Source organism: Streptomyces sp. NBC_01171 (genome assembly GCF_045039805.1).
In the GTDB taxonomy this organism is placed as follows: Bacteria; Actinomycetota; Actinomycetes; order Streptomycetales; family Streptomycetaceae; genus Streptomyces.
Genome location: NZ_CP108609.1, coordinates 1,520,179 through 1,542,223 on the forward strand (window position 1 = coordinate 1,520,179; position 22,045 = coordinate 1,542,223).

22 protein-coding genes and 1 pseudogene are annotated in these 22,045 nt (G+C 72.2%); 11 read left to right on the forward strand and 12 right to left on the reverse strand.

Going from position 1 to position 22,045, the window contains the following annotated elements:
• Window positions 1-35 precede the first annotated feature (35 nt).
• From OG448_RS06955 to OG448_RS06985, 7 genes are all read right to left on the reverse strand, one after another.
• Entirely contained in the window at window positions 36-959 is a 924-nt protein-coding gene (locus OG448_RS06955; RefSeq protein ID WP_405552036.1) for an LLM class F420-dependent oxidoreductase, read from the reverse strand.
• Between the two features lie 84 nt (window positions 960-1,043).
• A complete protein-coding gene (locus OG448_RS06960) occupies window positions 1,044-1,514 on the reverse strand; it encodes a DUF6099 family protein (protein WP_405552037.1) in 471 nt (156 codons plus the stop codon).
• A 173-nt stretch (window positions 1,515-1,687) separates the two neighbouring features.
• Window positions 1,688-3,586, reverse strand: coding sequence for an NACHT domain-containing protein (locus OG448_RS06965; RefSeq protein WP_405552038.1), 1,899 nt, complete (start codon window positions 3,584-3,586; stop codon window positions 1,688-1,690).
• 169 nt (window positions 3,587-3,755) lie between these two features.
• Window positions 3,756-4,202 (reverse strand): hypothetical protein, encoded by a 447-nt coding sequence (locus OG448_RS06970; protein ID WP_030802923.1) that lies wholly within the window; start codon window positions 4,200-4,202, stop codon window positions 3,756-3,758.
• Between the two features lie 75 nt (window positions 4,203-4,277).
• Window positions 4,278-4,628 carry a nucleotide pyrophosphohydrolase gene (locus OG448_RS06975; protein ID WP_405552039.1) on the reverse strand — a complete coding sequence of 117 codons (351 nt, stop codon included), beginning with the start codon at window positions 4,626-4,628 and terminating at the stop codon, window positions 4,278-4,280.
• Window positions 4,625-5,791, reverse strand: a complete 1,167-nt coding sequence (locus OG448_RS06980) for an ATP-binding protein (protein WP_405552040.1) — start codon at window positions 5,789-5,791, stop codon at window positions 4,625-4,627. The genes OG448_RS06975 and OG448_RS06980 overlap by 4 nt, the downstream gene beginning before the upstream one ends.
• 150 nt (window positions 5,792-5,941) lie before the next feature.
• Window positions 5,942-6,325 carry a cell division protein SepF gene (locus OG448_RS06985; protein ID WP_130337162.1) on the reverse strand — a complete coding sequence of 128 codons (384 nt, stop codon included), beginning with the start codon at window positions 6,323-6,325 and terminating at the stop codon, window positions 5,942-5,944.
• Between the two features lie 239 nt (window positions 6,326-6,564).
• Here OG448_RS06985 and OG448_RS06990 point away from each other — a divergent pair, with 239 nt between their 5' ends.
• The 5 genes from OG448_RS06990 (at window position 6,565) to OG448_RS07010 (ending at window position 13,080) form a co-directional block, all read left to right on the forward strand.
• A complete protein-coding gene (locus OG448_RS06990) occupies window positions 6,565-8,370 on the forward strand; it encodes a methylmalonyl-CoA mutase family protein (RefSeq protein ID WP_405552041.1) in 1,806 nt (601 codons plus the stop codon).
• Complete coding sequence (gene scpA, locus OG448_RS06995; protein ID WP_405552042.1) at window positions 8,370-10,544, forward strand: methylmalonyl-CoA mutase; 2,175 nt, start codon at window positions 8,370-8,372, stop codon at window positions 10,542-10,544. Before OG448_RS06990 ends, scpA begins: the two co-directional genes overlap by 1 nt.
• A 7-nt stretch (window positions 10,545-10,551) precedes the next feature.
• The gene (meaB, locus tag OG448_RS07000) at window positions 10,552-11,547 is read left to right on the forward strand and encodes a methylmalonyl Co-A mutase-associated GTPase MeaB (protein WP_405552043.1); all 996 of its coding nucleotides are present in this window, start codon (window positions 10,552-10,554) and stop codon (window positions 11,545-11,547) included.
• A gap of 67 nt (window positions 11,548-11,614) precedes the next feature.
• Window positions 11,615-12,568, forward strand: coding sequence for a DUF4232 domain-containing protein (locus OG448_RS07005; protein WP_405552044.1), 954 nt, complete (start codon window positions 11,615-11,617; stop codon window positions 12,566-12,568).
• Between the two features lie 32 nt (window positions 12,569-12,600).
• Entirely contained in the window at window positions 12,601-13,080 is a 480-nt protein-coding gene (locus tag OG448_RS07010; protein WP_405552045.1) for an NUDIX hydrolase, read from the forward strand.
• Here the strand turns inward: OG448_RS07010 and OG448_RS07015 are convergent.
• Window positions 13,077-13,424, reverse strand: a complete 348-nt coding sequence (locus tag OG448_RS07015) for an SCO4225 family membrane protein (protein ID WP_405552046.1) — start codon at window positions 13,422-13,424, stop codon at window positions 13,077-13,079. The two genes, OG448_RS07010 and OG448_RS07015, sit on opposite strands and share 4 nt — an antisense overlap.
• A gap of 50 nt (window positions 13,425-13,474) precedes the next feature.
• Window positions 13,475-14,314 carry a helix-turn-helix transcriptional regulator gene (locus OG448_RS07020; protein ID WP_405552048.1) on the reverse strand — a complete coding sequence of 280 codons (840 nt, stop codon included), beginning with the start codon at window positions 14,312-14,314 and terminating at the stop codon, window positions 13,475-13,477.
• A gap of 102 nt (window positions 14,315-14,416) precedes the next feature.
• Between OG448_RS07020 and OG448_RS07025 the strand changes: the two genes are divergently transcribed.
• The 3 genes and pseudogenes from OG448_RS07025 to OG448_RS07035 form a co-directional block, all read left to right on the forward strand.
• Window positions 14,417-15,118: an SDR family NAD(P)-dependent oxidoreductase gene (locus OG448_RS07025; protein WP_405552050.1), complete on the forward strand. Its 702-nt coding sequence runs from the start codon at window positions 14,417-14,419 to the stop codon at window positions 15,116-15,118.
• A 71-nt stretch (window positions 15,119-15,189) separates the two neighbouring features.
• Entirely contained in the window at window positions 15,190-16,425 is a 1,236-nt protein-coding gene (locus tag OG448_RS07030) for a cytochrome P450 (protein ID WP_405552052.1), read from the forward strand.
• 178 nt (window positions 16,426-16,603) lie between these two features.
• Window positions 16,604-16,905 (forward strand): annotated as a pseudogene (locus tag OG448_RS07035) (multiprotein-bridging factor 1 family protein); the annotation flags it as partial.
• Window positions 16,906-17,055: 150 nt separating this feature from the next.
• On the opposite strand, the gene OG448_RS07040 reads toward OG448_RS07035, so the two are convergent.
• Window positions 17,056-17,991, reverse strand: a complete 936-nt coding sequence (locus OG448_RS07040; protein ID WP_405558712.1) for an NADP-dependent oxidoreductase — start codon at window positions 17,989-17,991, stop codon at window positions 17,056-17,058.
• A gap of 87 nt (window positions 17,992-18,078) precedes the next feature.
• Here OG448_RS07040 and OG448_RS07045 point away from each other — a divergent pair, with 87 nt between their 5' ends.
• Window positions 18,079-19,032: a GlxA family transcriptional regulator gene (locus OG448_RS07045; RefSeq protein WP_405558713.1), complete on the forward strand. Its 954-nt coding sequence runs from the start codon at window positions 18,079-18,081 to the stop codon at window positions 19,030-19,032.
• 110 nt (window positions 19,033-19,142) lie between these two features.
• Window positions 19,143-19,838, forward strand: a complete 696-nt coding sequence (locus tag OG448_RS07050; protein ID WP_405552054.1) for a type 1 glutamine amidotransferase domain-containing protein — start codon at window positions 19,143-19,145, stop codon at window positions 19,836-19,838.
• A 10-nt stretch (window positions 19,839-19,848) separates the two neighbouring features.
• Here OG448_RS07050 and OG448_RS07055 read toward each other — a convergent pair whose 3' ends face one another.
• Window positions 19,849-20,241 carry a nuclear transport factor 2 family protein gene (locus tag OG448_RS07055; protein WP_405552056.1) on the reverse strand — a complete coding sequence of 131 codons (393 nt, stop codon included), beginning with the start codon at window positions 20,239-20,241 and terminating at the stop codon, window positions 19,849-19,851.
• A 55-nt stretch (window positions 20,242-20,296) separates the two neighbouring features.
• Here OG448_RS07055 and OG448_RS07060 point away from each other — a divergent pair, with 55 nt between their 5' ends.
• Window positions 20,297-20,875 carry a PadR family transcriptional regulator gene (locus OG448_RS07060; RefSeq protein ID WP_405552058.1) on the forward strand — a complete coding sequence of 193 codons (579 nt, stop codon included), beginning with the start codon at window positions 20,297-20,299 and terminating at the stop codon, window positions 20,873-20,875.
• 144 nt (window positions 20,876-21,019) lie between these two features.
• Here OG448_RS07060 and OG448_RS07065 read toward each other — a convergent pair whose 3' ends face one another.
• Entirely contained in the window at window positions 21,020-22,042 is a 1,023-nt protein-coding gene (locus OG448_RS07065; protein ID WP_405552060.1) for a tetratricopeptide repeat protein, read from the reverse strand.
• Window positions 22,043-22,045: the final 3 nt, after the last annotated feature.

Genomic DNA, 22,045 nt, shown 5'->3' on the forward strand with positions numbered 1-22,045 from the left:
GCCGCACGCTTGACGGCGGGCCCCGGCGGCGGGCGTCAGGAGAGCTGGGGCATGACCTCGGCGGAGATCAGCTCGAGCTGGTCCAGGTCGTCGAGGTCGAGCATCTGGAAGTAGATCCGCTCGGAGCCGACCTCCTGGTACCGGCCGATCTTCTCGACCACCTCGGCCGGGGTGCCGGCCAGACCGTTGGCCTTCAGCTCGTCGACCTCGCGGCCGATGACGGCGGCGCGGCGGGCCACCTCGGCGTCGTCCCGGCCGACGCAGGCGACCAGGGCGTTGGAGTAGACGAGGGAGTCAGGTGCGCGGCCGGCCTCCTCGGCGGCGGCGCGGACCCGGCCGAACTGGCGCTCGGTGTCCTCCAGGGACGCGAAGGGGATGTTGAACTCGTCGGCGTAGCGGGCCGCGAGGCGCGGGGTGCGCTTGGCGCCGTGGCCGCCGATGAGCACCGGGATCTTGTGCTGGGCGGGCTTGGGCAGCGCGGGGGACTCGGTGAGGTCGTAGTAGGTGCCGTGGAAGTCGTAGGTCTTGCCGGCCTCGGTGGCCCACAGACCGGTGACGACCTCGAGCTGCTCCTCCAGGCGGGCGAACTTCTCCTTCGGGAAGGGGATGCCGTACGCCTTGTGCTCCTCCTCGAACCAGCCCGCGCCGAGGCCGAGTTCGACCCGGCCGCCGGACATCTGGTCGACCTGCGCGACCTGGATGGCGAGCACGCCGGGCAGCCGGAAGGTACCGGCGGTCATGAGGGTGCCGAGCCGGATGCGGCTGGTCTCACGGGCGAGCCCGGCGAGCGTGATCCAGGCGTCGGTGGGTCCGGGCAGGCCACTCGCGCCGCCCATGCGCAGATAGTGGTCCGAGCGGAAGAACGCGTCGAACCCGAGATCCTCGGTGGCCTTCGCCACGGTGAGCAAGGTGTCGTAGGTGGCCCCCTGCTGGGGCTCGGTGAAGATACGGAGGTCCATGCCCTCCATCCTGCCCGCCATCGGCCCGGCGAGCCGCATCGGCACCACTGCGGGCCTGGTCCCGGACAGGACACCCTGGCCCGGTCAGCCCCGCTCCCGCTCCGGCAGCAGCTCCTCCCTGGCCGCCAGTTTGCGCAGCATCTCCAGCACCCGGTCGCGGGACTCGTCCGCCGCGTCGATGGCCTCCATGCACTGCCAGTACACCGCCTCGTCGGAGGCCCCGCTGGCTATGCCGACCAGAGCCATGCCCACCTCCCCGAGCAACCCGCACAGGCCCAGCAGGGTCCGGCGCGCGTCGGCCAGCTCGGTGAGCCGGGCGGCGAGCAGGTCCCCGGTGTCCAGCTCGGGCGGGTCCAGCACCCCGCACCCACGCCCCGCCAGCTCCATCAGCCCCAGCGCCTCCCCGCGCAGCTCCGGCGGCCCGGACACCGCCAGCCTGCTGCCGATCGCCTGCGACAGTGCCTGCGCCTGCCACACCTCCCTCAGAGTCCCCGCCGCGTCGGCAGCCGCCACCAACGCTTCTCTGCTGACCTCGATGAGCCGTAACGCGTCCATCCGCCGCCCCGTCCCCGTCCGTCCGTTCGACCGCACATATGTCTTCACTACCCAGAGTGACGCCACTTGGTGCGAAAAGCCAGAGGAAGACGGAAATCTGTGGACAACAATTCGGAATCGACAGGGGAATTGACTCCATAGAGTGATAGTGGAGCGGATTCTTCCGGGCCGGATCAGCGGGAGGGCTCCTCGGGCACCGTCCGGGGGTCGGCGCGCTCGAAGAACTCCTGCAACGCGTCGTGCGCGTAGGCGTAGCCACCGCCCGCGCGGCGCAACAGGGCGCGTTCCGTGGCATGTTCCAGGAAGGGACCGAGCCGACTCGGCAGCAGGCCCGACCTGCTGCCGCCGAATGCGAGGGCGCGGGTCCGCAGCCAGGCACGGCCGGGGCCCGTGATCATGAAGAGGCAGGTGGACATCGGCACGGCGGCCAGACATGCCTGCCAGGGCCAGCCTGCGAGCGCGTAGGCGGCGCTCTCCGCCCCGCCGAGTGCCAGGGCGGCCAGCAACAGGGTCCGCAGCACTCGGCCGGAGACGGAGAGCGCCTCACCCGGATAGTCCGGCTCACGGCGGTAGTCGGGGATCAGGCCGAGCCCCAGCAGGCCGCCCACGAGGATGGTGAGCGCGACCACCAGTCCGGCGACGGCTGTCGTGCTCACCCCGACCACGGCCCCGCAGGCCGCGGCTCCCGTGGCCGCCGGGACGACCCAGCGGGCGGCACGGGAGGCCACCCAGGTCCACCGGGTGGCCGCTCGCGGAACACTCCCCTCGTCGTCGAGGAAGAACGAGATCTCCCGGCCGAAGGGCTTCATCCGGGTCACGCCGAACAGTGTGAATACCAGCAGACCGACCGCCAGACTCAGCGGGACCGCGCTCAGCAGCCCCGGCAACGGCCCCCAGGCATAGACGGACAAGGGCGCCACGAAGACCGTGAAGAAGCAGGTGGCGAGGACGCCGCCGGTCGATCCGGTGCTGGCGTGATCCAACCCGACGCGCGCGGTGAACCGGCCGAACCACCCGGTGGGCCTGCCCTGCGGCAGATACCTCTCTTCGCCCTTGCGGGGAAGCCACTCGGGGGTCAGCTCGTCCACATAGAGCAGCGTGCGCAGACGGCTCCCGCGCCGCGTCATCAGCCGGGCCAGGTAGGCCAGATAACGGTAGGTCTCGGAGGGCGAGAAACCCCGCTCGCCGATCGCGGGTGAGCCCGGTTCGGCGCGGGCGAGGACGCGGTGCCGGTAGAGCATGCTCACGACGTAGAGCCGCAGGATCTCCTGCCGCACCTGCGCGGCGTCGCCGTCGGGCAGGGGCAACGAGGTGGTGCCGTCGCGGTAGGCCAGAACAGCCAGCACCACCATCAGCGGGGTCCGGAAGACGGCCGCCACCTCGGCGTTCCGCTCGGTCAGCCGCAGCAGCGGGTCCAGCGTCTCACCGGCCGCCCGGAAGGCCCGCTGCGCCTCCGCCACATCGACGGGGGCCAGGGAGACCGCGCCGTCGAGGGCCAGCCGGGCGGGCAGCCGGTCGTACTCGGTCGAGCGGCAGGTCATGGCGACCCGGACGTCGGCGTGGGCCGGGTCCCGGAGGAAGGCGTTGAGGGCTGCGAGGCATTGGGGGCGCCCCTCCTCGGGCACCTCGTCGAGCCCGTCGAGGAGCAGGGTGAGCGTACCGTCGCATAGCCAGCGTTCGGTGAGCGCGGCGGCGACCTGATAGTGCTCGCGGAGTTCGGCGACGACCCACTGGTCGAAGGGGCCCGTGCGCGGCTGCCAGGTGGACAGCAGCAGAACGACGGGGCATCGTGCCGTGTCCTCGGGGGCCTCGCTGTCCAGCAGGGCCTCGGCCAGATGCAGGAGCTGGGTGCTCTTACCGGCTCCCGGCTCGCCGAGGATCAGCAGCCTGCCTCCGAACTCCTCGTGCCACTCGGCTATGCCGCGCGACGGCCCGGTCTCCTCGGGTCCGGCCCCGCGCCCGCCTCCGTCGGAGAGCCAGCCCCGGTCCACGGCATAAGGGCGCTCGCGCAGCGGGGTGGCCAGGCTGACCGTCCCGTCGAGGCGGTGGTGCAGCCCTCCGTCGACCCACACGCGCCGGGTGTACCGGCGTACGCGTTGCCTGGCAGGGTCCGCCCGTTCGGCTCCCCGGTCCTGATACAGCGCCATGTTCACCCCGGTGACACGGACGATGTTCGAACCGAAGACCGTCCGCTGACTGACTGTGCCCGTCAGCGACGCTTCTGCCCTCGCCGGGCCCGGCTCAGTCGCGGCGCCGGCGAAATCGCCGCCCTTCGCCCTCGTCCTCGTCCCCGGACGTGTCACCCGCCGTGGCGCTGGTGGAGTTCCGGTTGGAGCCGAAAACGGTGCGGAAGGAGAACATGCCGCGTTGCTGCGCCTTGGCCGTGCCCGTCTCCCGTACGGTGCCCGGCCGGGCCGTCTCCTCCTGCGAGTCGGCGACAAGGTCGCGCACCACGGCCGCCAAAGCCGCGTCGCTCTGGGTCTCGCGGTCGATCAGCGCGGCCAGCACGCTCTGGTCCACGGACCGTGGGTCCTGGGCCAACTGATCGAGAGCGGCTGTCAATACGGGGCCGTTGCGGCCGCCCCGGTTCCGGAACAGGTCGACCAGTTCCCGGCCGGCGCCCTCGACGAGCCCCTCCACGACGGCCTTGACCATAAGTGCTGCCGCCGCCAGCGCGAACTGCTCCACGACTACCCCCGGTTGATGAGTCCCCTGCCGGGCACCGGTACCGGAAGGACGCGCTCCCGGCCCAGGGCCTCGGCCTCATGCTTCAGGGTGCTTCCCACTTCCCGGCACCGGGAACCGCCCCTCGTTCCGCTCGATCTTCGCCGCGAGAGCCGCCAGCGGGTCGATGCCCAGTACCTCGCAGAACTGGAGGAGGTAGGCGAGGACGTCGGCCACCTCGTCCGTGACGCGGTGCGCGGTGTCCGGATCGCCCATGACGGCGGAGGACTGCTCCGGGGTCAACCACTGGAAGATCTCGACCAGTTCGGCCGCCTCCACACTGAGGGCGGAGGCGAGGTTCTTGGGGGTGTGGTACGGCTGCCAGTCGCGGGCGGCGGCGAACTCGGTGAGCCTGCGCTGGAGTCCGGCCAGATCGGGGTGTTCGGTCACGGCCTCAGGTGTACCACCGTGACGCCCGGTGTCCCCGCGGCCCAGGCCGGATCGCTGATCGCGCCCACCCAGCGGATGTGACCCCGCTCGCCCATCCGGCCCGCCGTGGCGAGGAGTTGGGACCGCTGGCCGGGGTCGAGGCAGCGGTCGAAGCCGTCGGCCAGCACGGTGAGGGTGCGCAGCGCGTCCGGCACCTCCCCCGGCGCGTCCACCTCCAGCACCCCCGGCCCGGTCAGCAGGACCAGGGCCAGCGCGACGTACCGCAGCTCGCCGTCGCCCAGCCGGGCCAGCTCGGTGCGGTGGCCGTCGCCCCGGTCGAGCAGCGCCCGTACCGTGCCGTCCCGCAGCCGTTCGGCGGTCAGGTCGGTCACCGGGCCCGCGCACCCGGCGCGCACCACCTCGACCAACTGGGCGTGTCTGCGCCCGCATTCGGTGCGGGTACGGCTCAGCACGTCGGCCAGGTTGTCGCAGCCCGGCAGCAGCCGGCCCGAACCGGTCGGCACCGGGACGCGCATGCGGGCGGGCGCGGGGTCGCAGGGGAAGACCGAGCGCAGCGCGACGACCATCTGCTCGGCGGCCGCCAGCACCCGGCGCTGCCCGTCCGTCTTCCCGGCCACCCGCAGCGGCAGCAGCGTCGTACCCAGTACGTCGTCCGGGAGCGGCGCGCGGGTCACCGGTGCGGCGCCCGCGGTGTGCCAGGCGGCCTGCACGGTACGGCGGCCCGGATCGCGCAGCGCGGTCTCCAGCAGAACGACCCCGTCCGCGCTGAGCCGCTCGCCCACGATGCGCAGCCGGGGTTCGGCCTGCACCGCCACGTCGAGCTGGACCGGGCCCCCGGCGCCGTCGGCCGTGCAGCCGATCCGGAACCCGCGCCGCCCCTCGGCGTCCGGCCGGGCCCGGTCGGGCACCCAGGCCGACGGATCGGGGAACACCTCCTCCAGCGCGGCCCCGCCGCCCAGCCGGGCGAGCGCCTCGTAGGCGGCGAGCGCGGTGGACTTGCCGGAGCCGCTGGGCCCGGCGAACAGGGTGACGGCGCCCAGCGGAAATAGGGCCCGGCGGTGCCCGGCGAACGCGGACAGCCGCAGCTCGGTGATCCGGGCGCGCACGTCGTACCCGTCGGGGAACGGGGCCGGAGGGGCTGTGGGGAGCGAGGTGACCGACATGAGCGGACCGTAGGACCGCCCTGGCGGGGCGAACCGTTTTCTCCCCGGACCTTCCTACGATCGGGCGACCACCGCGGCCCCCGGCGCGCCACCCGCTCGGCCGAACCGTCCTAAGAACCTACGAGCGGCGGCACGCCGGGAGAGCGGCTCTCAGCCCGACGCCTCCATGCCCATCAGCCCGCTGACCTCGGTCCCCGGCGGCGTCAGCAGGAAGACGTTGCGGTCCACCCGGTGCATCCCGCTGGCCAGCCCGAACACCACGCCGGTACTGAAGTCCAGCACCCGCTTCGCGACATCGCCCTCCGCGCCGGACAGGTCCAGCAGCACCGGCACCCCCGCCATCAGGGTCTCGGCGACGTCGCGGGCGTCCGCGAAGATGTTGACCCGCAGGACGACGAACCGGCGGCGCGTCTCGGTGTCCGCGTCCGGGAGCGTCCGGTGGCTGACCGCGGACGGCCACGCGTCCCGGCCCCGCAGCGGCACGACCTGGGCGAGCCCTTCCCACTGTTCATCGGTGACGTCGTAACGGCTCACCGGCTCCCCCTGACCTGACTCGCTTTCGATGCCTGCACCAGCCAATTCTTACGCCAAGTCACCCGTTCGGCCCAACAACGACACACTGTGCGACACAGCCCTGATCCGGCGTTCGGCCCATCTGCCGTGCACACGGCGCCGGGAGGGCCCGCGGGAGGCCCGGCTCACAACCGCAACGAGGGGAACGTCACAGGCCATCGTTCTGCTGTCACCTGAGCACCCTGTCCTAACATCCGAGCATGACGGTCCTGCCTGACGACGGGCTCTCACTGGCCGCCGAGTTCCCTGACGCGACGCATGAGCAGTGGCAACGCCTGGTCGAGGGTGTCCTGCGCAAGTCCGGCAAGGAAGTCTCCGGCGAGGCAGTCGAGGACGCCCTGTCCACGACGCTGGAGGACGGGCTGCGCACCCGGCCGCTGTACACCGCGCGCGACGCCGCGCCCGACCCCGGCCTGCCCGGCTTCGCGCCGTTCACCCGCGGCGGCCGCCCGGTCGGCAACACGCCCGGCGGCTGGGACGTACGGCAGCGGCACGCGGCGCTCTCCGACGGCTCGGTGCTGGCCGACCTGGAGAACGGCGTCACCTCGCTCTGGCTGGTGCTCGGCGAGGGCGGCATCCCGGTCGCGGACCTGGGCCGCGCGCTCGACGGCGTCTACCTGGACCTGGCCCCCGTGGTCCTGGACGCGGGCGCGGACACGGAGGCGGCCGCGCACGCGCTGCTGAAGCTGTACGAGGAGCGCGGCGTCGCCCCCGAGGACGTGCGCGGCAGCCTGGGCGCCGACCCGCTGGGGTACGAGGCCCGCACCGGTACCCCACCGGCCTTCGTCCCCGTGGCCGCGCTCGCGGCCCGTGCCGCCGCATACCCGGGGCTGCGCACGCTGACCGTGGACGCGCTGCCGTACCACGAGGCGGGCGGCTCGGCCGCGCAGGAGCTGGGCGCCTCCCTGGCCACCGCCGTGGCGTATCTGCGGGAGCTGACCGAGGCCGGGCTGAGCGCCGAACAGGCCGCCGCCCAACTTGAGTTCCGGTACGCGGCGACCGCCGACCAGTTCCTCACCATCGCCAAGCTCCGCGCGGCGCGCCGCCTCTGGGCGCGGGTCGCCGAGGTGTGCGGGGCGCCGGGCGCGGGCGCGCAGGTGCAGCACGCGGTGACCTCGCCGGTGATGATGTCCCGGCGCGACCCGTGGGTGAACATGCTGCGTACGACGGTCGCCACGCTGGCCGCCGGAGTGGCCGGCGCCGACTCCGTGACGGTGCTGCCGTTCGACCACGCGCTGGGCCTCCCCGACGCGTTCGCCCGCCGTATCGCCCGCAACACCTCCACGATCCTGGTCGAGGAGTCGCACCTCGCGCGGGTCGTCGACCCGGCGGGCGGCTCCTGGTACGTGGAGCGGCTCACCGACGAACTCGCGCACGCTGCCTGGGAGTTCTTCCGGTCGATCGAGCAGGACGGCGGTCAGGCAGCCGTGTTGCGCTCCGGCCGGCTCCGCGACGACCTCGCGCGCACCTGGGAGGAGCGGTCCGCGAAGCTCGCCAAGCGCCGCGAACCCATCACCGGGGTCAGCGAGTTCCCCTTCCTGGACGAGAAGCCGGTGCGCCGCGAGCCCGCCCCCGAGCCCCCGTCCGGCGGTCTGCCGCGCGTGCGCCGGGACGAGGCGTACGAGGCGCTGCGGGCCCGCTCCGACGCCCACCTGGCGGCGACCGGCACCCGTCCCCGCATCTTCCTCGCCACGCTCGGACCGGCCGCCGAGCACACCGCCCGCGCCTCCTTCGCCGCCAACCTCTTCCAGGCGGGCGGCATCGAGGCGGTCACCGGCGGGAACTTCGAGGAGAGCGGCGCCACCGAGGCCGTGCTCTGCTCCAGCGACGCCCGCTACGCCGAGGAGGCCGAACAGGCCGCCGAGGCCCTGCGCACGGCCGGCGCCCGGCAGGTGCACCTGGCGGGCCGCCCCGCCGAGTTCGCGGGCGTCGACCGTTACGTCTTCGCGGGCTGCGACGCCGTCGCCGTCCTGTCCGCGACTCTCGACCGCATGGGAGTGTCCTGATGGGAATCCCCGACTTCTCCGGCATCGAGCTGGGCACCCCGGCCGTGGACGGCGGCGCCGAGGAGTGGCGTGCCGCCGTCAAGCGGGACACCGGAGGTGCCGAGCCGCTGTGGGAGACCCCCGAGGGCATCGAGGTCAAGGCGCTGTACACCGGCCGTGACCTGGAGGGACTGGACTTCCTGGACACGTATCCAGGCATGGCGCCGTATCTGCGCGGCCCCTACCCGACGATGTACGTCAACCAGCCCTGGACGATCCGGCAGTACGCGGGCTTCTCCACGGCCGAGGAGTCCAACGCGTTCTACCGGCGCAATCTGGCCGCCGGCCAGAAGGGCCTGTCGGTCGCCTTCGACCTTCCCACCCACCGGGGTTACGACAGCGACCACCCGCGGGTGATGGGCGACGTCGGCATGGCGGGCGTGGCCATCGACTCGATCCTCGACATGCGGCAGCTCTTCGACGGCATCCCGCTGGACAAGATGACCGTGTCGATGACGATGAACGGCGCCGTGCTGCCGGTGCTGGCGCTGTACATCGTGGCCGCGGAGGAGCAGGGCGTACCGCCCGAGAAGCTGGCCGGGACCATCCAGAACGACATCCTCAAGGAGTTCATGGTCCGCAACACCTACATCTATCCGCCGAAGCCGTCGATGCGGATCATCTCCGACATCTTCGCCTACACGTCGCAGCGGATGCCGCGCTACAACTCCATCTCCATCTCGGGGTACCACATCCAAGAGGCGGGGGCGACGGCCGACCTGGAGCTGGCGTACACCCTCGCGGACGGCGTGGAGTACATCCGGGCGGGCCGGGAGGCGGGGCTGGACGTGGACGCGTTCGCGCCCCGGCTGTCGTTCTTCTGGGCGATCGGCATGAACTTCTTCATGGAGGTCGCCAAGTTGCGCGCGGCCCGGCTGCTCTGGGCCAAGCTGGTCCAGCAGTTCGAGCCGAAGAACGCCAAGTCCCTCTCCCTGCGCACCCATTCGCAGACCTCGGGCTGGTCGCTGACCGCTCAGGACGTGTTCAACAACGTCACGCGTACCTGCGTGGAGGCGATGGCGGCGACCCAGGGCCACACCCAGTCGCTGCACACCAACGCCCTGGACGAGGCGCTGGCGTTGCCCACCGACTTCTCGGCGCGCATCGCCCGCAACACCCAGTTGCTGATCCAGCAGGAGTCGGGCACCACGCGGGTCATCGACCCGTGGGGCGGCAGCGCGTACGTGGAGCGGCTGACGTACGACCTGGCGCGCAAGGCGTGGCAGCACATCCAGGAGGTCGAGGCGGCGGGCGGCATGGCGCAGGCCATCGACGCGGGCATCCCGAAGCTCCGGGTGGAGGAGGCGGCGGCGCGCACCCAGGCCCGTATCGACTCTGGGCGGCAGCCGGTGATCGGCGTCAACAAGTACCGCGTGGACACCGACGAGCAGATCGACGTGCTCAAGGTCGACAACTCCTCGGTGCGCGCCCAGCAGATCGAGAAGCTGCGGCGGCTGCGCGCGGAGCGGGACGACACGGCGTGCCGGGACGCGCTGGACGCGCTGACCCGCGCGGCGGACGGCGAGGGCAACCTGCTGGAGCTGGCGGTGAACGCGGCCCGCGCCAAGGCCACGGTGGGCGAGATCTCGGACGCGCTGGAGAAGGTGTACGGCCGGCACGCGAGCCAGATCCGTACCATCTCCGGGGTGTACCGCAACGAAGCAGGCGAGTCCCCCTCGGTGGACCGCACCCGTGCGCTGGTGGACGCCTTCGAGGAGGCCGAGGGGCGCCGGCCGCGCATCCTGGTCGCCAAGATGGGCCAGGACGGGCACGACCGGGGCCAGAAGGTGATCGCCACCGCGTTCGCCGACCTCGGTTTCGACGTCGACGTCGGCCCGCTGTTTCAGACGCCGGACGAGGTCGCCCGGCAGGCGGTGGAGGCGGACGTGCACGTGGTCGGGGTGTCCTCGCTGGCCGCCGGTCACCTCACGCTGGTCCCGGCGCTGCGGGAGAAGCTGGCCGAGGAGGGACGCGAGGACATCATGGTCGTGGTGGGCGGAGTGATCCCGCCGCAGGACGTGCCGACGTTGCTGGAGATGGGCGCGACGGCGGTGTTCCCGCCCGGCACGGTCATCCCGGACGCGGCGCACGACCTGGTGATGCGGCTCGCCGCCGACCTCGGCCACGACCTCTGAGCCCGGCATGGCCGCGATCGATCTCGACACCTATGTGAAGGGCGTGCTGGACGGCAAGCGCGCCCTGGTGGCCCGCGCCATTACCCTGGTCGAGTCCACCCGTCCCCAACATCGGGCGCTGGCACAGGAGTTGCTGACCGAGCTGCTCCCGCACAGCGGGCGGGCGCGGCGGATCGGGGTGAGCGGGGTGCCGGGCGTGGGCAAGTCCACGTTCATCGACGCGTTCGGCACCATGCTGACCGAGCAGGGGCACCGGGTGGCGGTGCTCGCCGTGGACCCGTCCTCGACGCGCACCGGCGGCTCGATCCTGGGCGACAAGACCCGGATGGAGCGCCTCGCCGTGGACCCGCACGCGTTCGTCCGCCCCTCCCCCAGCGCGGGCACGCTGGGCGGGGTGGCGAAGGCGACCCGCGAGTCCATGGTGGTCATGGAGGCGGCCGGCTACGACGTGGTCCTGGTGGAGACGGTCGGCGTCGGCCAGTCGGAGACCGCGGTCGCCGACATGGTGGACTCCTTCCTGCTGCTCACCCTGGCCCGCACCGGCGACCAGCTCCAGGGCATCAAGAAGGGCGTGCTGGAACTGGCCGACGTGATCGCCGTCAACAAGGCGGACGGCCCGCACGAGAAGGACGCGCGGGCCGCGGCCCGTGAACTGGCGGGCGCACTGCGGTTGATGCACGGCAAGGACGCCTTCTGGACGCCGCCCGTGCTGCATTGCAGTGCCCGTGAGACGAGCGGTCTGGACACGGTGTGGGAGCGCCTGGAGCAGCACCGCACCCTGCTGGACTCCACGGGCCGGCTGAGCGCCAAGAGGCGTGACCAGCAGGTGCGTTGGACCTGGGCGATGGTGCGCGACGAACTGCTGGGCAAGCTGCATGCCGACCCCGGGGTCAGGCGGCTGGCGCCGGATCTCGAACAGGAGGTCAGGGACGGCTCGTTGACGGCGACGCTGGCGGCGGACCGGATTCTGCGGGCGTTCGAGAAGCGGGACGGGACGCTGTGACAGCCCTGTGACCGGAGGTGTGGCTTCCACCACAGCCGGTGGGGGCCGCTCCTGATCGACTCGCCTGATGCGCAGATCATTCGCAGGTGTGTGGGCGCTCGCCGCCCTGGTCCTCGCCGGGTGCGGAACCGTCGAGCCGGGCGGGGGCGGAGTGCGCGCGGAGGCCCTGTGCCCCTCGAAGGCCCCGCGCTACGGCGAGGCTCCGCGTGGCCGCCCCACGGCCACCGCCGACGCCCCGCGCCCGCCGGGCACGCCCACCCCGGTGCCGTCCACCACGGGGACCGCCCAGGACGGCGTACGGATCACCCGCCTGTACGCCGGTGCGATCGACGACGACGGGGTGTGCCGGTCGAGTTCCCTGACGGCGGAGTTCGAGGTGACCAATCCGGCCCCGCACGACATGACGTACACCGTCCTTTTCGACGCCAAGGGGTACACCGGGGCGAGCCGGGTGGTGGGCCCGGTCGGGCCGGGCAAGACCCTGCGCGGCCGGGTGGGGATGAGCCGGAGCTACGGGGACGTAGCGGGCGGCACCAGCGTGTCGCTCATGTCCGTCCGCAGCATCCCGAGCGCCGAGGCCCCGGCCCCCGGCGGTCCCTGCCCCGCGTCCGGGGTGCGGGTGTACGCCGACGAGGGGGACGCGGCGATGGGGCTGCGGGTGGTGGGCCTGCATCTGGAGAACTGCGGCAAGGAGCCGTACGCGGTGGAGGGGCGCCCGGAGTTGGAGATCATCGACGCCGAGCACGAGCGCGTCGAGGGGGTGAAGGTGCTGCCCTCCGCCGAGGTCGCCCAGCTCGGCGGTCCGCCCGACGTGGCCCGCCCGCTCACCCTGCGGCCCGGCGAGCGCGCGCTGTCCGGCATCGTCTGGCGCAACACGGTGGAAGCCTTCGACGGCGCCGTGAACGCCCCCTACCTCCGCGTCCGTGCCAGGGCGGGCGCCGCGCCCGTGATGGTGACGCCGGAACTGGACCTGGGGACGACGGGCAGACTGGGGGTCCAGGCATGGCGGAAGGAGGAGTGACGGGGCCTTCCGCCCGATCGGAAGGGGAAGTGGTGGAGGACATCGCCTACGCCGACAAGGGGCGGCCCTCGCCGCACGCGCTCACCGGTGCCGGGGTCGCCGTGACCGACGCGGCGGGCCGGGTGCTGCTCGGCTGGTCGAAGAAGCGCGGGGTGTGGGAGCTGCCGGGCGGCAAGAACGACGCCGGTGAGGGCTTCGCGGAGGCGGCCGTACGGGAGTTGGCGGAGGAGACGGGGCTGCGGGCCGAGGCGGAGGACGCCCGGCTGCTGGCGCTGCTGATGGACTCCGTGCACGGCATTCCGCGGGTTACGGCCGCGGTGCGGGTGAGCGCGTACAAGGGTGAACCGAGCGTGCGTGAGCCTGAGTTGATCGACCGCTGGGAGTGGCACGACCCGGCGGTACTGCCCCGGCCGCTCTTCACGCCGAGCGCGCACGTCATCGACACGGTGTGGCCGGGTCTGCTCACGGGGCTGCCGCCGGTGCACCGGTATCCGGTGGGAGACACCCCCTAGGCCGTCGAGCGGGTACGGAACGCACGTACCGCCATCCCGAGCAGCCCCGCGTTGACCAGCGCGCACAGCGTCACCCAGGCGGCGAAGAGCAGTGGGCTGAGCCAGTCCACAGAGGGGTCCAGTCCGGGCGACGGCGCGAGGAAGGCGACGACGCTGAGCGGCAGGGTGGCGGCGAAGGGCCAGATGGCGGCGAAGCCGGGGTCGGGCGAGAGGTAGACGGCATAGAGGAAGAACCCGAGCGCGGAACCGGCCACCACGAGGTAGCCGCGCGAGAGCCAGTTGTCGGTGGCGAGGGTCAGCCAGGCCCGAAGCCGGCCCGAGCGGGGGCGTGTGGTGGAGGCCATGGTGCTTCCCTTCCGTTCGGCGGGATGCGGTTACGGGTACCCAGGCGGACTCAGACGGTCACCTCCTGCGTCCCCAGCACCATGAGCAGGGCAAGCCGTTCGGCGTCCTCGGTGCCGGGCTCCGCGGTGTAGACCATGACCCGCAGATCGCTGCCCGCGACGGACAGGATGTCGCAGTCGAGGGTCAGCGGGCCGACCACCGGATGGTCGATGGTCTTGCGCGCCGCGTCATGGACGCCGACCGTGCCGCTGTCCCACAGTTCCGCGAACCGGCCGCTCTCCCCGCGCAGTTCTGCGATCAGCTCACCCAGGGCGCGGTCGTCCGGGTAGCGTCCGGCGGCCGCGCGCAGGTCGGCGACGAGGGCGGACTCGAAGGCGGCGAGCGACTCGGGGGTGTGCCGTACACCGGAGCCGGGTCCGGCGAAGTGCCGCCATACGCCGTTGAGTTGGCGCCCCTTCCAATGGGTGGAGTCGCCCATGAGGGCCGTGTAGGGCGGGTTGGCGGTGAGCAGGGTCCAGGTGGCGTCGTAGACGGCGACCGGGGTGCGGCCGAGCCGGTCCAGCAGCCGGTGCACGCTGGGCGGGATGAAGGTGGGCACGGCCCTCGGGGCGGGCGGGGCGAGCCCGGCGAGCCGGTACAGATGGTCCCGCTCGGCCGCCGACAGGCGTAGCGCCCGGGTGAGCGCCTCCACGACCTGGGAGGAGGGGTTGGTGGCCCGTCCCTGCTCCAGCCGCGTCACGTAGTCGACGGAGATCCCGGCGAGCTGGGCCAGCTCCTCCCGGCGCAGCCCCGAGGCCCGCCTGCGGCCCCCCAGGGGCAGCCCCACCGCGCCGGGCGGGAGCCGGTCCCGCCAGCGGTGGATCGCCGTCCCGAGTTCCGCGCTCGCCATACGGTCCAGTGTGCCGCGCGGGGCGTGCGCCCGCCTGGTACCGCCAGTCCCAGGAAAACCGGTCCTCTGGCTGCGGGCGGGCGTTCGGCGGACGCTGGAACCATGACGAACACACTGATCACCGGAGCGAACAAGGGCCTCGGCTTCGAGACCGCCCGCCGCCTGCTGGCCGAGGGCCACACCGTCTACGTCGGCGCCCGCGATCCGGAGCGGGGGAGGCGGGCGGCCGAGGAGCTGGGCGCGACCTTCGTGCGGCTCGACGTGACCGACGACGCGTCCGTACTGGCGGCGGTCCGCACGCTGGAGGCGGCGGGCGGCCTGGACGTCCTGGTCAACAACGCCGGCATCGAGCCGCGCCGCCCGGACGGCGGCTTCGTCGACCCGGCGGCGGTCACGGCGGACGACGTCCGGGCGGTCTTCGAGACGAACGTCTTCGGCCCGGTTCGCGTCCTGCAAGCCTTCCTCCCCCTCCTCCTCCGCTCCCCCGCCCCGGTGGTGGTCAACGTCAGCAGCGGCCTCGCCCTCACCCGTGCCCTCGCCGACCCGGCCGCCCCGGAGCACTTCTACCCGGACCTCGCCTACCCCGCCTCCAAGGCCGCCCTGAACATGCTCACCGTGCAGTACGCGAAGGCGTTCCCGAACCTGCGCATCAACGCGGCGGACCCGGGGTTCACGGCGACGGATCTGAATCACAACACCGGGACGCAGAGTGTGGAGGAGGGGGCGGAGGTGATCGTGCGGCTGGCGTGCGAGGAGGGGGTGAGCGGGACGTTCCAGCAGGGGGCGGGGGTGCTGGGCTGGTGAGGTGGCCTGTTCAACCGGGAGTGCCGCTCATACCGTTGAAAACGCCGTCCTCCCGTCGCCAAGGAGCCTTCGTGTCCGAGCAGCCTCCGCCCCTGGTCCTCGATCCCACCGGCGCCGATCACCACGCCGAGCACCGGGCGCTGCACGCCCGGGGCCCGGCCACGCGGGTGGACATCCTCGGTGTCACGGCCTGGTCGGTGAGCGACCCGGCCCTGTTGAAATCCCTCCTGACCAGCCCGGACGTCTCGAAGGACCCCCGCGCCCACTGGCCCGCCTTCGCCGAGACGGCACCGACGTGGCCGCTGGCGCTCTGGGTGGCGGTGACCAACATGTTCACGGCGTACGGTGGCGACCACCGCAGGCTGCGCCGCATGGTCGCCCCTGCGTTCAGCGCCCGCCGGATCGCCGCGCTCGAGCCGGTGATCGAGTCGATCGTGGCGGACCTGCTGGATGCCCTGGCGGCCCGCCCTCCGGGCGACGCCGTGGACCTGCGCGAGCACCTCGCGTACCCGTTGCCCATCACGGTGATCAGCAGGCTGATGGGCGTACCGGAGGTGCACACGCCGGAGTTCCGAGCGGCCGTGGACGGCGTGTTCGACACGACGCTGACCGTGGAGCAGGCGACCGGGAACACGAGGGCGCTGTACAAGTGGCTGGACTCGCTGATCGAGGCGAAACGGGTGACTCCGGCCGACGACCTGACCTCCGCCCTCATCATGGCCCGCGACGAGGAAGGCGCCGGCGACGCCCTGACCCACGAGGAACTGCGCGACACCCTGCTCCTGGTGATCAGCGCGGGCTACGAGACGACGGTGAACGTCATCGACCAGGCGATCACCACCCTCCTGACGGACCCGACCCAACTCGCCCACGTCCGCGCGGGCCGCGCGAGCTGGGCCGACGTGGTCGAGGAGACCCTGCGCCACGAGCCGGCGGTGAAACACCTCCCTCTCCGCTACGCGGTCCGGGACATCCCCCTCCCGGACGGCCAGGTCATCCCCCAGGGCGATCCGATCCTCGCCTCCTACGCGGCGGCCAACCGCCACCCGTCCTGGCACGGCGAGTCCGCCGACACTTTTGACGCAACCCGCCCGGTGAAGGACCACCTGGCCTTCGGCCACGGCATCCACTTCTGCCTGGGCGCTCCGCTGGCTCGGCTGGAGGTGAGTACGGTGCTTCGACGGTTGTTCGACCGGTTCCCGACGCTGGAACTCGCGGTACCGGCCGAGGAGTTGCGGCCGGTGCCGTCGCTGATCAGTAACGGGCACAGTGAGGTGCCGGTACGGCTGGGAAGGGGCGGAGAGTAAGCCACCGAGCCGACGCCCCGCCCTGCCTCAGCTCGGACAGCGGAGCTAGGTGAGATTGTCCCCCCGAGCGCGCAGGGTGACCCCCAGGCTCTGCTCCCGCTCGGGTTCGGGGCGCCTCGACGAGTTGACGGAGATCGAGACGAACCCGAAGAGTGGCGAGGGCGTCGACAGCAGCGGTATGCGCACGGCGGACAAGACCGCCCAGGGCGTGGTCGCCGCGTTCGGGCAGACCATGAAGACCCTGCGCCTACGAGCCGGGATGGAACGCCAGGAACTCGGCAAGCGGCTGGGCTACTCGGCTGCCACCATCGCCTCCTTCGAGCAGGGGCGCCGCATTCCCTCGCCCCGCGCGATCTACGGGGTCGACGAAGTGCTCGATGCGGGTGGCCTGTTGAAACTCTGAAGGAGGAGTTGGAGCGGGCGCAGTACCCCGTGTTCTTCCAGGGCATGGCGCAGTTGGAGAAGCAGGCAATGGAGCTAAAGCCTCATCCGGACCCACCCTCCGGCTATCCCCCTCCGCATGGACCGGCTTCATCCGCCACACCCCCGCGGAGCGGTACATCTGACATCTGTACCTGCGCGAGAGCCCTGCCCCTCCCCAACGAGCGGCAGGGCTCACCCGCACCTGCCTCAGGACCCGACCGTCAGCACCAGCTTCCCCGTCACCCGCCCCGTCTCCCCCACCGCATGCGCCTTCGCCGCCTCCGCGAGCGGGAAGGCCGCTTCGACGTGGGCCCGCAGCGCGCCGGAGGCCGCCAGGTCGGCGACCGCCTTCATCCCCGCCTGGTCCGCCTCGACGAGCAGCGTCTCCACCCGCACGCCACGCGCCTCCGCCTTCGCCGCCTCCTCCGGATCGGTGCCGGGCAGCAGGGAGACGAGCACGCCGCCGGGGCGCAGTACGTCCAGCGAACGGACCCGCGTGTCACCGGAGAGGGGGTCCAGCACCACGTCCACGTCCCGGACGGCGTCCCGGAAGTCGCCGGCCCGGTAGTCGATCACCTCGTCCGCCCCGAGCGACCGCAGGAACTCGTGCTTGGGCTCGCTCGCGGTCCCGATGACGTACGCCCCGAGGGACTTGGCGATCTGCACCGCGAGGTGGCCGACGCCTCCGGCGGCGGCGTGCACCAACACCCGCTGTCCCGGCTGGACTCGGGCCGTGTCCACCAGCGCCTGGTATGCCGTGAGCGCGGCCAGCGGCAGCGCGCCCGCCTGGACGTGGTCGATGGAGTCCGGCTTGTGGGTGAAGGCGCGGGCGGGGCCGGTCACGTACTCCGCGTGGGCGCCGACGCCGTGCGGGTAGGGCAGCATGCCGAAGACCTCGTCGCCGGGCTTGAAGAGGGTCACGCCGTAGCCGACCTCCTCGACGACACCGGAGACGTCCCAGCCGAGGACGAGCGGAAGCCGGTCGAGGAAGAGGCTCTGGGAGCGGTGCTTCCAGTCGGTGGGGTTGAGTCCGGCGGCGCGGACCGAGACCAGGATTTCGCTCAGACCCGGCTTCGGGCGGGGCAGCTCGGTCTCCTTGAGGACGTCGGGGGTGCCGTACTCGTCCTGGCTGATGGCGCGCATGGTGGCGTGGTTCGTCATACGTCCAGGTTCGCCGGAGCCGGGCCCGCGTACCATGGCATGAATGCCATCTTTCAACGGGATCGTGCCATGACCGCTCCGCATCGTGTCGTCGTCCTCGCCCTGGACGGGGTCTACCCCTTCGAGCTGGGCATCCCCAGCCGGGTCTTCGGTTCGGCCGGTGGCCGCTACGAGGTGCTGACCTGCTCGGCCGACGGCGGGCCCGTCGCCACCAACTCCGACTTCTCCATCACGGTCGGGCACGGGCCCGAGGTACTGGCGACGGCGGACACCGTCGTCCTCGCGCCGTTCGACGTCTCCCTGGTCCGCCGCGGCCTGCCCCCGAAGCTGGAGGCGGCGCTCGCGGCCGTACCGCCCGGCACTCGCATCGTCTCCATCTGCACCGGCGCCTTCGTCCTGGCCGCCGCCGGGCGGCTCGACGGCCGCCGCGCCACCACCCACTGGGCCCTCGCGGACACCTTCCGCTCCTGGTTCCCGGCGGTGGACCTCGACCCGGACGTGCTGTTCGTGGACGACGGCGACCTCCTCACCTCGGCGGGCGCGGCCTCCGGGGTCGACGTGTGCCTGCACGTCGTACGCCAGGACCACGGCGCGGCCGTCGCCAACGACGTGGCCCGCGCCTGTGTCGTACCGCCGTGGCGGGACGGCGGGCAGGCGCAGTACATCCAGCACCCGGTGCCCGAGGAGCCGGTCAACGGCACCTCGGCCACCCGCCAGTGGGCACTGGAGCGCCTGCACGAGCCGCTGTCGCTGGCCGAGCTGGCCGGGCACGCCCGGATGAGCCTGCGCACCTTCGCGCGGCGGTTCAACGAGGAGGTCGGTACGAGCCCGGGGCGCTGGCTCATCCAGCAGCGGATCGCGCGGGCGCGGCATCTGCTGGAGACCACCGACCTCGCCGTGGACGACCTCGCCGCACAGGTCGGCTTCGCCACCGGGACCTCGCTGCGCGAGCACCTGCACGCGGCGATCGGTGTGACCCCGCTGGCATACCGGCGGACGTTCCGGGGAGCCGGGGTGGAGTAGACGTCGCCGCAGGTCAGGTCGTCGGCTTCTTTGGTGCCGCTCCGGGCACCGGTCTACGGTCGAGTGGGGAGCCGGTGCTCCCCGGACCTCAGAGTGCTTGGAGAGACCGCATGTCGAAGATTCTTTTCGTGGTGACCGGCGCCGACCACTGGACGCTGGCCGACGGCACGCAGCACCCGACCGGCTTCTGGGCCGAGGAGGCGGTCGCGCCGTACGAGGCGTTCAAGAAGGCCGGTGACGAGGTGGTCGTGGCCACGCCGGGCGGGGTCGTCCCGACCGTCGACCAGGGCAGCCTCGCGCCGGAGGTCAACGGCGGCCAGGAGAACGCCGACCGGATCGCCGCCGCCCTGGAGGCCGCGGACGAGTTCAAGCACCCCGTCCGGCTGGAGGACGTGGACCTCGACGACTACGACGCCGTCTTCTACCCCGGCGGCCACGGCCCCATGGAGGACCTCGCCGTGGACGCCACCTCCGGCCGGCTGCTGATCGACACCCTCGAGTCCGGCAAGCCGCTCGCCGTCGTCTGCCACGCCCCGGCGGCGTTCCTCGCCGCGACCCGGCCGGACGGCGGCAACGCCTTCGCGGGCTACCAGGTCACCGCCTTCTCCAACGCCGAGGAGACGCAGGCCGGGTTCGCCGACAAGGCCAAGTGGCTGCTGGAGACGCGGCTCGGCGAGGCGGGCGTCGATGTGCAGGTGGGCGAGGCGTGGGCGCCGAAGGTCGTGGTCGACCGGAACCTGCTCACGGGCCAGAACCCGGCGTCCTCCGCGCCGCTGGCGGAAGAGGTCCTGAAGCGGCTGGGCTGACGGGAGCCCCTCAGGCGCCGGCCGCCTCACGGCTGATGCGCTCGAACTGCGCACCCATGGCCTCGGACAGCGCCTGAGCCGCCGAGAGGGGGCGGACCATGACGGTGAAGTCGTCGATCCGCCCCTCCTCGTCGAAGTGCAGGAAGTCGCAGCCCTGGATCTCCCGGCCGCCGACGGTGGCCGTGAAGACGAGGGCGTGGTCCCGGCCGTCCGGGTTGGCGATCTCCCGGACGTACCGGAAGTCCTCGAACACCCGCAGCACGCCGCGCAGGATCGCGGCGGTGATCGCCTTACCCGCGTACGGCTTGAAGGCGACGGGGCTGGTGAAGACGACATCCTCCGCGAGGAGCGTCTCGATGGCGTCGGCGTCGCGGTTCTCCACGGCGGTACGGAAGGGATGCACGGGGTGCTCCTTACTCAACAAGTTGAATAGGTGTGTTGGAGAGTAGGGTGAGAACGTGACCCTGCGCAATGCGGTGATGGCCACCCTCCTGGAGGGCGAGGCATCCGGCTACGACCTGGCCAAGGGCTTCAACGCCTCGGTGGCCAACTTCTGGACGGCGACGCCCCAGCAGCTCTACCGCGAGCTGGACCGGATGGAACGCGAGGGCCTGGTCACCGCGCGCGTGATCCGCCAGGACCGCCGCCCCGACAAACGCCTCTTCTCCCTCACCGACGCCGGCCACGACGCTCTGCGCACCTACCTCGCCGACCCCATCGGCCGCCCCACCGCCATCCGCGACGGCCTCCTGGTCAAGGTCCAGTGCGCCGACATCGCCGACCCGGCCCCCGTCCAGGCAGACATCACCGCCCGCATGGCCTGGGCCCGCGAGAAGCTCGCGCGCTACGAACGCCTGCGCGAACGGCTGTTGGGCGGCCGCACGGAGGACGCGTACCTGACGGAGGCGGACCGCGTGGGGCCGTACCTCACCCTGCTGCGGGGTATCGCCTTCGAGGAGGAGAACCTGCGGTGGGGGGAGATGGCACTGCGCGTGCTGGCGGCACGCTCTTCCACTGCGCCGCGTAGCGGCCGCTGAGCCTGGTACAGCTCGTCGGCGGTCGGGTCCTCGGCGCGGCACGCCTGGAGTAGATCGAGCAGGCGAACCCCGCTACGCCGCGCTTGGATACTCCCGTACCGCCGAGGCCCGTTGGAGAGCCTCGGCGGGGTCGGCGTGGAGGGGCTAGGACTTGTCGTCGGCGAGGGCTCGCAGTTCGGCCAAGTCTTCGTCATCCAGGTCGAGTCGCTCCGCCGACTTCAGCAACGCGCCGATCTCGTCCCCCCGGTTCTGATCCGCGAGGAACTGCGCGTAGTAGACGTAGGCGGTCTCGTCCTGGTGGGCGAGGGCTTCGCGGTAGTGGTGGTCGGCCTGGGACCACTGCTCCAACTCCTCGTGAAGCAGGGCCAGGTTGAGGTACGCGTTGATCTCGCCGTCCTCCTTGGCGGCGGCCTCGTAGTGGCGTACGGCCTCCTCGGGGGAGCCGGTGTCGGCCAGGTGGAGCGCGTAGGCGAAGTGGGCGCCGGTGACCTCCTCGGCCAGGGCCTCGCGGAGGTGGGTGCGAGCCGACTCCAGGTCACCGACGGCGTGTTCGGTCTCGCCGAGCACGGCCAGTACGGAACGGTGCCCGGCGTCCAGGGCCTGCTTCAGCCAGGGCAGCGCTTCCTCGTACTTCTCCTCGTCCGCGAGAAGCCGGCCGAGGTTGCCGGCCGCCATGGTGTCACCGCGCTCGATGGCCCGGCGCAGCAAGTCGACGGCCTCGTCCAGCCGTTCGTCGTCCTCGCTGAGGAAGGCGCCGTAGTCGTTGAGGGCGCGGGGGTTGTCGTCGATGAGCGCCTGGCGGTAGTACTCCTCGGCCTGCTCGCGGTCCCCCAGCTCGTCGGCCAGGACGGAGGCGATCATCAGGGTGACGTCCCGGCCACCGTCGGCCGCCGACCGGAGTGCCGCCAACGCCTCCTTGGGGCGCTCGAGTTCGACCAGCAGCTCGGCAAGAGCCTCGTAGGCCGCGGAGTTGCCGCGCTGCGCCTCGGCCTCGACGGTCTTCAGCGCGGCGTCGATGTCGCCCCACTCGGAGACGAGGTCGAAGACCCTCTCCGCCACCTCGTCGTCCGGGCGGTTCCAGGCCCGCAGATAGAGGGAGAGCGCGGCGGCACGGTCACCGGCCACGAGGCGCTGCGCGGCCTCGGCGGCCAGGTTGCTTTCTGTCATGGG

Bases quoted from the DNA above. Each gene is read 5' to 3' on its own strand.
- OG448_RS06955 (WP_405552036.1), bottom strand. From the start codon at position 959: ATGGACCTCCGTATCTTCACCGAGCCCCAGCAGGGGGCCACCTACGAC.
- OG448_RS06960 (WP_405552037.1), bottom strand. From the start codon at position 1,514: ATGGACGCGTTACGGCTCATCGAGGTCAGCAGAGAAGCGTTGGTGGCG.
- OG448_RS06980 (WP_405552040.1), bottom strand. From the start codon at position 5,791: ATGTCGGTCACCTCGCTCCCCACAGCCCCTCCGGCCCCGTTCCCCGAC.
- OG448_RS06990 (WP_405552041.1), top strand. From the start codon at position 6,565: ATGACGGTCCTGCCTGACGACGGGCTCTCACTGGCCGCCGAGTTCCCT.
- scpA (WP_405552042.1), top strand. From the start codon at position 8,370: ATGGGAATCCCCGACTTCTCCGGCATCGAGCTGGGCACCCCGGCCGTG.
- meaB (WP_405552043.1), top strand. From the start codon at position 10,552: ATGGCCGCGATCGATCTCGACACCTATGTGAAGGGCGTGCTGGACGGC.
- OG448_RS07005 (WP_405552044.1), top strand. From the start codon at position 11,615: ATGCGCAGATCATTCGCAGGTGTGTGGGCGCTCGCCGCCCTGGTCCTC.
- OG448_RS07015 (WP_405552046.1), bottom strand. From the start codon at position 13,424: ATGGCCTCCACCACACGCCCCCGCTCGGGCCGGCTTCGGGCCTGGCTG.
- OG448_RS07020 (WP_405552048.1), bottom strand. From the start codon at position 14,314: ATGGCGAGCGCGGAACTCGGGACGGCGATCCACCGCTGGCGGGACCGG.
- OG448_RS07025 (WP_405552050.1), top strand. From the start codon at position 14,417: ATGACGAACACACTGATCACCGGAGCGAACAAGGGCCTCGGCTTCGAG.
- OG448_RS07040 (WP_405558712.1), bottom strand. From the start codon at position 17,991: ATGCGCGCCATCAGCCAGGACGAGTACGGCACCCCCGACGTCCTCAAG.
- OG448_RS07045 (WP_405558713.1), top strand. From the start codon at position 18,079: ATGACCGCTCCGCATCGTGTCGTCGTCCTCGCCCTGGACGGGGTCTAC.
- OG448_RS07050 (WP_405552054.1), top strand. From the start codon at position 19,143: ATGTCGAAGATTCTTTTCGTGGTGACCGGCGCCGACCACTGGACGCTG.
- OG448_RS07065 (WP_405552060.1), bottom strand. From the start codon at position 22,042: ATGACAGAAAGCAACCTGGCCGCCGAGGCCGCGCAGCGCCTCGTGGCC.